The sequence below is a fragment of the Pseudomonas sp. NPDC089392 genome, assembly GCF_044749595.1.
Taxonomy (GTDB): Bacteria; Pseudomonadota; Gammaproteobacteria; order Pseudomonadales; family Pseudomonadaceae; genus Aquipseudomonas.
This window is the reverse complement of record NZ_JBIVIF010000039.1, coordinates 48,634-60,576: the sequence shown is the minus strand read 5'-3', so window position 1 is coordinate 60,576 and position 11,943 is coordinate 48,634. Positions and strand designations below refer to the sequence as shown.

Genomic DNA, 11,943 nt, shown 5'->3' with positions numbered 1-11,943 from the left:
TTGTGCTCCCACTCGTGCTCAAGGCACCTGCGGCATTCAGCTGGCCATTCACCGCTCTCACTCCAGATTCTAATCCCCTATCAAGACACAAGCGGCCTTGTGCCGCGAAGCGCCGCGCGGGCGGCGCTCGATCTCATAGGCGCTGAAGATCTTCAGACAAATACATCAGGCACCACGCAAAAGTAGCTGGCTCGATCCTGTGGGATCGCCGCACCGCCGCTCCCACGATGGCCACTGTTCTATGCGCGACAGCGCTATGGCGTAGGCAACCCAAGCCGGTGCGCTTCGTTACTTACACTGAGCCTTCCTCCTTTCAGCACCGGCCGATGCCCCAGCAGGGCACTGGCCGCGTCCAGGTTACCGGCCGCAGGTACCAGTAGCGCTTGCAAGGTTTCGGGATTGATCACTCCCCAGTTCGATGAGTCGTCGCAACCGCTACCGGCGCAGACAGCCTGGTAGATGATGCGGGCGCTATTGTTCGCCTCGTTATCGCATGCGCCACCCACGAAATCGACACCGCTGTACCTCAAGAGGGTTGAGCGTGGGCCTCGCTCTACGCGCAGGATGACATCCGCGCCTTCTGTCGAGCGCAAGGGCAAAGTCGTGTCGACGCCAATCGTGACGGTAGCACCGGCGCACTGAAATGCCTGTTGCGCCATGGCTGGCTGGGACAGCAGAACTACAAGAAATGAAGCAGCTACGATTCGCGACATAGCGCTAGCTCAGGTGAGTGACGAGCGAATTCTACTAAGGTGTGTAGCGGCGCAAAAGTGGTGGAAATTCGCTTGGTTCCTGGTTCCGCATCCAGGTGCTGAGCCCCGCCTCCTGATCAAGGAGGCGGGGCGACTTGCTACTGGACCACCAGCGGTACTGTGCGCACGGTGCCAAGCGAGGACCGGATCGTGACCGTCGGGTTAGCGCTCGGTACCACGGTCGTGGTGGTGGCCGAGAACCGCCAGCGGCCGGTGATCGGCACTGTAGCGGTGCCTAGCGTGACCAGCCCGTTAGCGGTTGTGACTTGGACGGTGATGGTATTGCCGACCACCGCCGAGGAGGTCCCGGACAGGTCCCAGGTGAAGCGGTCGTTGGCGCGTGCCCGTGCCACGGCGCTGGTCACTGCCAAGGTCTCCTGGGTTACCAGGGGTGTGACTTGCACAGTGACGGTGGCCGGTGCCGAGAGTGTTCCGAACGCATCCCGCACCTGGTAGGTGAAGGTGGTGGCAAAGGCACTGGTGACATTCTGCGGTGCGGTGTAGGTCACCACAGTGCCGTCGGTACTGACACTGCCCTGGCCAGCCGCCGGCTGGGACAGGATGACGACGGTCAATGGCGTGCTGCCGGCGTCGTTGAGCAACACGTTGAGCGTCAGCGTGCCGCCTTGGCTGGCTGCAGTGTCGTTATTGGCGACCGGCACCGGGTTCGGGCTCACGTTGACCGTGACCGTTGCCGGCTCCGAATCGAGGCCTTTGCTGTCCCTGGCGATGTAGCTGAATGTTGCCTGCAGTGGCACATCGGTGGCCGGTGGTGTATAGGTGAGGCTGGTGTTGCCATTGAGCGCCACCGTACCCTGGCCGGCCGCTGGCGGAACGAAGCTGCCGATGGTCAGCGGTGTGTTGTTGTCGGGATCGCTGTCATTGGCCAACACGTTGATGGTGATCGGTACACCCGCATTGGTGCTAACAGTATCCGCCACGGCCAGAGGTTTCTGGTTGTCGGCAGGTACATCGACGATGCCGGCGACGGTCACCGGTTCGCTGTCCGCTCCGCCGGCCGCCGACTTGACCGTGACGCTTTCCGGTGGCTGCGGCAGGTCATTGACCACCAGCGTTCCGTCAGCTGGCAGAGGGCCGTAGCCCTGGGCGACGAGGCCAGGGTTAAGGACCTTGTCGCTGGAGCTGGCTGTGATGGTCAGGCGGTGGTTGGCCGGGTCGTATTGAGCCGTATTGACTTTCACCACGTCGACAGGCGTGCGTGAGACCGTGGTGGGTTTGGTCTCACCACCCAGTTCGCTGGCTGTCAGTACCACCACGGATGGCGGCGCGGCGGGTGTCGCGAAGCTGGTGTAGAAGTAACCGTTGTTGTCCGTCAGCAGGTTCGCGTTGGGCAGGCACGGCCCTGGTGGTGTGCCGGTAAGGGTGAGGGTGGTGCGGTAGCACACTGTCGATGCAGCCGGCGTCGCTGCTTGGGTACTGCCGTTGGTACGGAACGAGTCGGCAAATATTTCGACCTGCGAGCCGCTGCTGTCGCGCTGGTAGGTGATGCGTTCCACTTCCACCGGCGTCTGGGTGCGGTCGTCGTAGATCTTGCCGGAGACAGTGAACAGGTTGGTGCGCAGTGTGCCCGCAGGGCCGGAGATCTCCAGGTAGTTCTGCGGGTTGCCTTCGGCATCGAGGACCGGGCTGCCGCGCACCTGGTCAGGGAGGTTCGGGTCGCCGACGAACCTCTCCAGCAGGCCGGTTTCCGGGTTGGTCTCGGTGAAGTAGCGGGCGATTTCCATGCCGGCTTCGTTGGTCAGGCTATTGGGGGCAGTTGCGCTATACAGGAACGGCCCGATGCCACCCTGCAAGGCCCCCGAGTAGTTGAGCGTGGCGATGCCGATATCACTGGTGTCGTTGATCGCCCGCCGCCCTGGCGTGGCAACCACGTACACCTTGGTGCCGTACGGATGGCGCACGGTGTACATACCCGCAGTGGGTACGGCGGCGCGGATACGGATGCGGGCAAAGTTGTGCTGTTCGCCATCGATGATCTCGCCTTCGCCGGCCACCGCTTCCATTGCTGCAACGTATTGCTCGATGCCGAAGGTTCTGTCACCGACGCTGCCGTCAGTGATGAACCAGAAGCTTTCACCTGGCCAGTTATTGGGGAAGATGATGGGCTCGGCGGGGTTGAAAGTGCCTTCTGCGGGAATGGTGCACATGTAGCCGGGGGCGGCTGCAGTACCCGGCGCGCGGGAGCTGACGGTCTTGGACAGGCAGAGCTCCAGCTTTACATTGTTGAAGTCCTGATACCACATGGGGAACCGGCCGGTGGCGAGGGTGTAGGGCCCCGGGTCGAAACCCTGCAGCGCGGCGTTGGCACCGCCCACCATGGCGATGGACAGGCTCAGTGTATTGAATATGAAGCGTGGCCACTTGTTCATGTTACCTCCTGGCACTTGATCCGAATTCGGATGGGTCACTGGACGATGACCACTTCTTCAGTATCGCTACCGCCGTTTGCCGAAGTCACCCGGATGCTCGCCGGCGGGACGGTGCCGGCGTTAGGCGCCAGGGACTGGTCGGCGCCGCCGGCAAGTTCACCGATCAGTGCGCCGCTCCTCCCGGCGTAGGCGGTCAGTTTTGGCGGCGTAATACGGTCGCTGGTCGAGGCCTCGATGGTCAGTCGACCGGTGCTGCGGCTGTATTCGGCGCGGCGGATGGTGACCAGGTCGGTCAGTTGCACAGGCACGGTGGTTGGCGCATGCAGGGTAGGGATTGCCAGATGGTTGTCGACAGTCACTTGCAGGGTCGCCGGCAGCGACGGGTTGACGATCGACTGGCCATACCAGCTTCCGGTCGAATTGGCTTCGGTCATGGTCACGCCAGTGCCCGCGCTGTCCAGGAAGTTGGCGGTACCGGGCGGCGGAGGGGCCATGGTGAACACATCCTGATGCGCGACCACACCTGCGGCCGTGGTGCCCCGTGAGTAGGAGGCACGCTTGACCAATGCAGGGGCCGGTAGATCCACGGCGCTGAGCTTGCCGGAAACCGAGAATGTATCGCTGCGGACATCGATGCCGTTGGGGCCCTGGATACGCAGGTAGTTGGTATTGAAGGGGCTGCCAGTCACCTGCTCCTGCAAATTCGGGTCGCCGATGTAGCGCTCCTGCTGGCCGGTTTCCGGGTTGGTCTCGGTATAAGGGCCATTGAGGCTGCGCAGGAACGGCCCGATGTCTCCCTTCAGCGCGCCGTAATAATCGCCGGCTGGGCCGATGCCGATATCGCGGGTCATGTTGATTGCCCGGGTGCCGCCGGTGTCGGCGAAGGTTTCCGGCGTGACGTCGAACACGTCGACCCCATAGGGGTGGGTGACGGTGTAGACGCCGGCTACAGGCACATCCACCCGAATGCGAATACGGGCGAAGCTCAGTTGGTGGCCGTCAGCGACCTCGCCGTTGAACGCGGCTTCGATGGCCGCGCCGTAGTCCATGTCGATGCCCCTGGCGGCGTCGGTAATGGCGCCGTCGGCGGCGTACCAGAAGGTTTCGTCTGGATAGTTGGTAGGGAAGACGATGGGTTGGGTGTCATCAAACTCCCCAGGTGCGGGGTTGAGGATGCACATGTATGCCGGCGCGCCGGGCGTGGGGGCCGTGCGCGAACTGACGGCCTTGCTCAGGCACAGGTCAAGGGCCCGGCCATGGGTGTCCTGGTACCACGCGGCATAGCCCGTCTTGTTCCCGCTATCGAGGGGGTATGGGCGCTCTCCCGGGATGCCCGGGTCTACGGCGTAGAGGGCTGCCTGCGCCGTGCCGCCACTCAACGACGCAAGCAGGATCGAACGTGCCAGTAGGGTCAATCTGTTGTGCATGATTCAGTCCTCTGTAAATGACGCACGCTGGATGGTGCAGCTCGGTCAGAAAGGGTCTGAATCGGTATCAGCAACGTTCGTGCCTGTTTAATGCTCGACAAAGTTGTAGGCGCGATATCGCCAGCAAATTATTTGCGTCGAAATTAGTTGGGGTGATCACTGTTTGGGTAATGAATCCCACCGTGTTAGAGCGGCGCAGGTAGTTCAGCGATTACCGAGGTTGGCCAGTATTTCGTGCTGCGGTAGTGCAGTTCGAACCTCCGCTTCTAATTGTTTAAAAGTGTGTCCGGAAGGGGCGCATGGAACCTCATTCTTGTCGAAATGGCTACTAATGGGGGATTACACCCAGTGGTGGGGGGAGGTTATCCCGGACGCGGAGCGCTGCCTTCAAGGCGTGCGACTGTTTCGCCGGTGATACGGTAGGCGATGGCATTCCGATTTTTTGTAACGGATGACAATTCTGTGACAACTATTCGCGCGCGCGTGCATGCCGGTTTTTCATACATAGTTTGAAACAAGTTCGGGGTGGGGCGGGCAGGGGGTATTTATCTTTTCCCCCCATTGTGGGTGGCAACTTTGCAACTGGTTGAAATGCTGCTTATTTATTCTTGGCGCGATATTTGCGAGTTCCGAGGCCAGCCCTGTTTGTGCTGACTTGGAGGCCCGCCCAAATGACCCGCGAACACGCTCAAATCGATCTGAATCGCATACTTTGCTGGTTGAGGAGGCCGCAAGGCTTGGCTTTGCTCGCAGGCGTATGGTTCGCGGGTGGTGAGTTGGCCGAGGCGGCGGTGCAGTGCCAGCGCACCTTGGTGGCCAATGTGGTGGCCATGGACCAGCCGTTGATGTTCAACCGGCTCGGAGCGCATAACCCCAACGGCATGATGTATGCGCTACGCGGGGATGTGGTCGACACAAATGGCGTGTTGATCACCCAAGGCGGTAGCGCCACACCCGGTCAAGTCACCTTGCGCCCGGACAAGCGGCCGCGCCCACTGGTGCTGCGGGTGGCTGCCGGAGACTGTTTGACGGTCAACCTGCAGAACCTGCTGGCGTTCCAGGCCAACCCCAATGGCCAGGGTGGCGACCACGAGAATGCCGCCAACGGTGAGTTGCACGTCGACGCGCAAGTCGCCGACCGCCACGTGGGTTTCCAGGTCAACGGCTTGCAGGCATATGGATCGATCAACGATATTTCCGCCAACAGCGGGCGCGACGACAACACCTTGCTGGCGCCAGGGCAAAGCCGTACCTACACCCTCTACGCCGAGCGCGAAGGCACTTTCGCGGCGACCAGTTACGGCGCCACCTTTGGTAGCGAGGGCTCATCCGGCAACGTCGGCAATGGCCTGTTCGCCCAGGTTGTGGTGCTGCCCAAAGGCGGGCAGGCCTATCAAAACACCGTCAGCGAAGAAGAGATGCGCTTGGCCACGCGCGGGCGAACCCCGGCCGGCCAGCCAGTCATCGATTACCAGGCACGCTACCCGGTGCTTGAACCCTGGATTTCAGAAGGCAAGGCTGGCAAACCGATCCTGAGCATGGTCGACGGCAGCGAGATCATTGCCAGCAATGCAGACGCAGTGATCATGGGGCCCAATGCCGATGGCAGTTTTCCGCCCACAACCTACCCACTTGAAAGCCAGGGCAAGCGTAACCCCAGCCTACCCAATCGCCTGGAGCCATTCCGCGATTTCGCGGCGGTGTTCCATGACCAGTCTGCTGTTGTCCAGGCGTTTCCCGGGTTCTGGGGCGACCCCGTGTTCGGCCAGATGCTCGACCCCACTCGCGACGCCTTCATGGTCAACTACGGTTCCGGTGGCATGGGCGCCGAGGTCATCGCCAACCGAGTGGGTGTCGGGCCCATGCATGATTGCTTGTCCTGCGCCTATGAGGAATTTTTCCTCAGTGCACACACCACCGGTGATATCGCCATGCAGGTGGACGTGCCGGCCAACGTTGGGCTTGAGCAGCTGGCGCCCGGCCAGGTACCCCCCGCCGACAGTGTCGGTGTCAAGGCCAGCATGGCGCTGTATCCAGCCGAGCCTTCCAACGTCGCCCACAGCTACCTGGGCGATGCGGTGAAGTTCCGCAACATCAGCGTGGGTTACGAGCAACACGTTTACCACCTGCATGGTCACCAGTGGCTGTTCAACCCCAACGATGACAACTCCGACTACATGGATGCCCAGGGCGTCGGCCCAGGTTCCGGTTACACCTACGAGATCGCCCATGGTGGCTCCGGCAACCGCAATCGGGTGGTCGGCGATGCGATCTACCACTGCCATTTCTACCCGCATTTCGCCCAAGGCATGTGGGCCATGTGGCGCATTCATGATGTGTTCGAAGAGGGCACGCGCCTGGCGGTCACCCAGGCGGGCAGCAACGACTTTCACGCGCAGCCGTTTGCCCTGCGCAGTGGCTTGCCAGCCTCGGGCGCCCGGGCCTTGCCTGATGGCGAGATCGTCGCCGGCACGCCCATTCCGGCAGTGGTGCCCTTGCCGGGCAAGGCCTTGCCGCCGATGCCGGGCAAGGTGGTGGTGATCCCCAAGATGAGTGGTGCAACACTGGCCGAAGGCCAGGAACCGGGTGACGACAGCGAAACGCCAGCTGCGCAGAGAGCGGTCGGTTCGCTGGCCCTGGTCGATCGCAGTGAAGCCAACCGCAACGCCGATGGCAGCCTGAAAAACCCCGGCTACCCGTTCTGGATCGGCGGCCTGGAAAGCACCGTCGGCCAACGCCCGCCGACGCCACCGCTGGACATGCTCGATGCGCAAACGGCCACGGCCTTGAAGGGCAGCGGCAAGGCACTGTGGGCGGCGCTGGACCCGGCCCAGGCCGGTGGTTGGGATGGCGGCCTGCCTCGCCATGGCCTGGATGGCTGGTCGGCTGGCGGTGAGGCGCAGGTGACCACCAGCCTGCTGGACATGAGCAAGAGCCTGGAACGCGCCAAACCCGTGTATTTCCCCGAGGAGGGCACCGAGGTGGAACAGTCGGCGATGGCCTTCCACGCCAAGCCATCACATGCCAGTTTCGCCGTGCTGCCCAGTGGCCAACTGCTGTCGCGCGACTTTTTGACCAACGGCGGGCCTCCCGTGGCGGGTGCGCCGTTCTTCGAACCGTGCATGGACGACCGGCAAAAACGCCTGACCCGCAGTGCCGGCGCCGGCCATTTCAACAGTGGCGAGCGCCTCGACGCCCAGTCGTTCAGCGGCGCCTCGCCGTTCAGTGCCGACCACCCGCGCGTCTACAAAGGCGCCAATATCCAGTTCGACGCCGTGTTCAACAAGGTCGGCTATCACTTCCCACAAACCCGTATCCTCTCCCTGTGGGAGGATGCGTGGCCGGTGATCAACAAGCAGCGCCCACCTGAACCGTTGGTGATGCGCATGAACACCTTCGACTGCACCATGTACCAGCACACCAACCTGGTGCCTTCAGTCTACGAACTCGACGATTATCAGGTGCGTACGCCAACCGACGTCATCGGCCAGCACATCCACTTGCCCAAGTGGGACCTGACTGCCGCCGATGGCTCGGCCAATGGCTGGAACTACGAGGATGGCGTGCTCTCGCCGTCCACCGTGGTCGAGCGCATCCACGCCATTCGCCGGTTCAACAATTGCCTGGACAGCGACCCACGCGAAGGCACCGGGGATTGCCCCGTGGCCAAACAGCACCCTTACTTCGGGCGCTTCAACCGCGCGGACTGGCTGGGTGCGCGCACCACGCTGCAACGCTGGTTCGCCGACCCCGTGGTGAACGTGCACAACATCGACCGTGGCCTGGGCAATATCTTTACCCATGACCACCTTGGCCCTTCGACCCATCAGCAAGTGGGCATGTACGCCACCGTGCTGGCCGAGCCTGCCGGCTCCAAGTGGTACCACGCCGAAACCGGCGAGGCCTTGTATAACGGGGCTGGGCGCCAGGACGGCGGCCCGACTTCGTGGCAGGCCGTGATCGAGACCGGTGACCTTGACGGTGACAACAAGAACGACAGTTATCGCGAGTTCTTCCTTGAGTTCAGCGACTTCCAGCACGCCTATGAGGCCGGTGTCTACGTGGGCGCTGGCCCCGACGGTATTCCTGATGCGCAAGCCTTCCCGGCCACGGCAGACAGCTTCCGTTACGCCATCAACCCGCCTGCGCGCAAGGCAGCCGCCAACCTGCTGGAGTCGGTCTTGGAAGTTGCCAGTGGCCAACTGCTGACGTGCCCGTCGCGGCCGTGCCCGCAAGCTATCTCGGCTTCGGACCCTGGCATCTTCGTGGTCAACTACCGCCATGAGCCCCTGGGGTTGCGCATCTATGACCCAAACAAAGTGGCGCCAGATGGCAAGCGTGGCATGCAGGCCGATGGTTTGGCCGGTGACCTGGCCTATGCCCTGCAAAACCGTACCGACCGGGCGATCCCGGCGCTCAACCTGGCCCCCAGCGCGATCACCGCGGCAACCGGCCCCACCGGCGGGGTCACGTTATTGCCCAAACACATCAACCGGGGGGACCTGCCGGGCGATCCGTTCACGCCGCTGTTACGCACCTATACCGGCGACAACGTACGCCTGCGGGTGAATGCTGGCGGCCACGAAGAGGAGCACAACCTGACGTTGCACGGCGTGAAATGGCTGCATTCGGGCAGCGGCTTCGGCAACAGCTCCAACACCGGCTGGAAGGCGTCGCAAATGGTGGCGATTTCCGAGCAGCTAGGCTTCATGGCGCCTGTAGCGATGATGTCCAGTGCGGCCAGCGATACCGGCGACTACCTGTATTCCATGGATGCTTCCCTGGAGGGCTACTGGAGTGGCCTGTGGGGCATCATGCGCAACTATTCGCTAAGTCGCAGTGACCTGTTCCCGCTGCCCAACAACCCAAGGCCGGTGGCCGCGCGCAACACGGTCAATTTCAATGGCGTGTGTCCGCGTGTCAGTCCCAATCCAACTGGCGTCGGCAACCGGACGACGGTGCAGCGTAACTATGAGGTGGTTGCAGCGCTGGCCAACGATATCCTCGCCAACCCGTTGGGCCTGGCCATCGGCGACCCGGCAGGTGCCGGGCAGCATGTTGGCGGCCCGCTCAACACGCTCGGTGGCACCCTGGTATACAACCCAAGGCCGGTGACTGTGCCGCAGGTGACGGTATTCGACCCTGAAGATGGCGAGACTTTCACCATTGGCGGGCAGTCCGGCCCGTTGCACGACCCGACGGCCATCCTGTATGTGCGCAAGGCCGACCTGGACCCGGCCACTGGCAAGCTCAAGCCCGGGGTGCCCGTCGAGCCCCTGGTACTGCGCGCCGCCGCTGGCGATTGCATCAATATCACTCTGGAGAACCGCCTGCCGTTGGTGATGCCGGACCTGCCGAACCATGCGGTGATGCAAGGTACGGTCAAGCGTGACCGTGCCGGTGCGCAAGGCGCTACCACCTTCAACAACAACCTGATGCGGCCCTCCAGCCACATTGGCCTGCACGCCCAGTTGCTGACCTACGACGTGAGCAAGTCGGATGGCTTCAACGTCGGCGGCAACCCGCTGCAGACCGTGGCGCCACGGGCAGGCAGCACGGGTGCCTGGCCAAGCCGCACCTATCAGTACTATGCCGGGCACCTGGAGCGTGCCGGTCAGCCGGTGGGGTCTCAACTGGGGCGCAACGTCGACACGATCGAGGCAACCCCCATCGAGTTCGGTGGCCTCAACCTGATGCCGGCCGACCCGATCAAGCAACCGCAAAAAGGCCTGGTGGCGGCCATGTCGGTGATGCCGGCAGGCGCCACCTGGCAGGAGGATGCCGCTTCCCGAGCGTCGGCTACGGTGCAGGCGCCGGGGGCAAGCCCTTATCGCGACTTCATCATGGTCTGGCAGAAGTCCCTGAACATGCGTTGGGCCAACGGCTTGCCAGTGGAGAACATGTCGTCGGAAGGTCCGGGCATTCCCAACGACCCGAAAGACAACTCGGACATGGCCATCAACTACAAGAGCGAGCCCCTGTGGTACCGATTTGCCCGTGCGCCTGACGCACCGTTCGGCCAGGCGGGTGGCAATGGTTTGGGCGCAGTCCCGAACGCCCACATGGCCTACAGCAACACCCTGGTGGGTGGCGACCCGGTAACACCGATACTGCGGGTCAAGCCGGGGCAGCCGTTCCGCACCCATGTGCTAATGCCTTCGGGCGGGAGCCGTGGCGCGACCTTCCAGCTCGACGGGCATGTCTGGGCGTTCAACCCGTTCCAGGCTCAACGCGTCGACTTGTGGGGCTACCCGATGAAAGACGCGGGTATCGGTTCGGTGCGCTTTGGCTACAACCCCATGGCCATGTACATCGGCGCTCAGGAAAGCGTACTGCCGGCAGCGCATTTCAGCTTCATGTTCCCCAGTGCCGGTGGCGCCAACGCGATACCTGGCGACTACCTATATCGGGACTATGCGGCCTTCGGCAATCTGGGAGGCCTGTGGGGGCTGCTGCGGGTCAGCGATGAGCCGGCGCCAGCCACCGCGCAATGACGGGTTTGACCAGCAAGCTGAAGCTTGCGCCCAGCAAGGCGAGGGCCATGTCTTTTTGCGCGTCCCATGGGTCCTTTTGGGTTGCGAGAAAAGCTTCAGCCCGGTCATCGCCCAGGTACTGGCCGCCTATCCATTCCAGGAGTTCATAGAGCGCCGATGTCGCCAGCACCACAGAAATAGTGCACACGGCCAGCCAAAAAGCGCGCATAGGGGTTTGGCGTTGAAGGAGTTCCTTGATCGGCAAGACGAACAGCAAGCCGTAGCTCAGATGCACCAGGCGATCAAACTGGTTGCGCTGCCAGCCCATCCAGTTATTCAGCGAGTGATCGGTGATGATTTGCAGCCAGGCATCATAGGGCACCTTGGCGTAGGTGAAGTGGGCGCCTAGTTCATGTATCGCCAACATCATCACGATTGCCAGATAAGCGCTGCGCGAAAAGCGCCAACCCCGGCAGGTTGTTGCCAAGGTCAGCAGGAGCGCCATCGGCAAGACGTTTTCAACCAGCCAATCTGCTCGGTCAAGCGGAGCGATGCCAGAGACGAGCACGATCAACGTGGCTACTGCCAACAAGGTTGCGGCCTGACTCCGCGTGGCTGACAGAGTGGGGCTGATAGGGCTTTCAGGATACTTGTTCATGGCTTTGCACTCGGGGCTAAGCACGGTTGAGCCTGGCGGTGTGGCTAAAGTTTCCTTGATTGACCGGTTGTAGCCGACAGTTGCATGGGTGGAAGTGTTCGCTTTGACATTTTTGGCGCCTACAAGATCGAGCGCCGCCCGCGCGGCGCTTCGCGGCACAAGGCCGCTCCTACATCTGTTTCGGGCCAGTCAGTCCTGTGAGGTCACCTCTGCCCGCCCTGTTTGTTCCCTTCGACATCGGCA

Annotated in this window: 4 protein-coding genes; 1 reads left to right on the top strand and 3 read right to left on the bottom strand. The window is 62.5% G+C overall.

Annotation, left to right across the window (positions count from 1 at the left end; all coding sequences use genetic code 11):
• Nucleotides 1-850 precede the first annotated feature (850 nt).
• On the bottom strand, nucleotides 851-3,142 hold the full coding sequence (locus tag ACIP1G_RS25330) for an Ig-like domain-containing protein (RefSeq protein WP_400741870.1): 2,292 nt from the start codon (nucleotides 3,140-3,142) through the stop codon (nucleotides 851-853).
• 35 nt (nucleotides 3,143-3,177) lie between these two features.
• Nucleotides 3,178-4,569 (bottom strand): hypothetical protein, encoded by a 1,392-nt coding sequence (locus tag ACIP1G_RS25325; protein ID WP_400741868.1) that lies wholly within the window; start codon nucleotides 4,567-4,569, stop codon nucleotides 3,178-3,180.
• A 671-nt stretch (nucleotides 4,570-5,240) separates the two neighbouring features.
• Here ACIP1G_RS25325 and mnxG point away from each other — a divergent pair.
• On the top strand, nucleotides 5,241-11,063 hold the full coding sequence (mnxG, locus tag ACIP1G_RS25320; RefSeq protein WP_400741865.1) for a manganese-oxidizing multicopper oxidase MnxG: 5,823 nt from the start codon (nucleotides 5,241-5,243) through the stop codon (nucleotides 11,061-11,063).
• On the opposite strand, the gene ACIP1G_RS25315 is transcribed toward mnxG, so the two are convergent.
• Nucleotides 11,029-11,859 (bottom strand): DUF2238 domain-containing protein, encoded by an 831-nt coding sequence (locus ACIP1G_RS25315; RefSeq protein ID WP_400741862.1) that lies wholly within the window; start codon nucleotides 11,857-11,859, stop codon nucleotides 11,029-11,031. The two genes, mnxG and ACIP1G_RS25315, sit on opposite strands and share 35 nt — an antisense overlap.
• Nucleotides 11,860-11,943 lie beyond the last annotated feature (84 nt).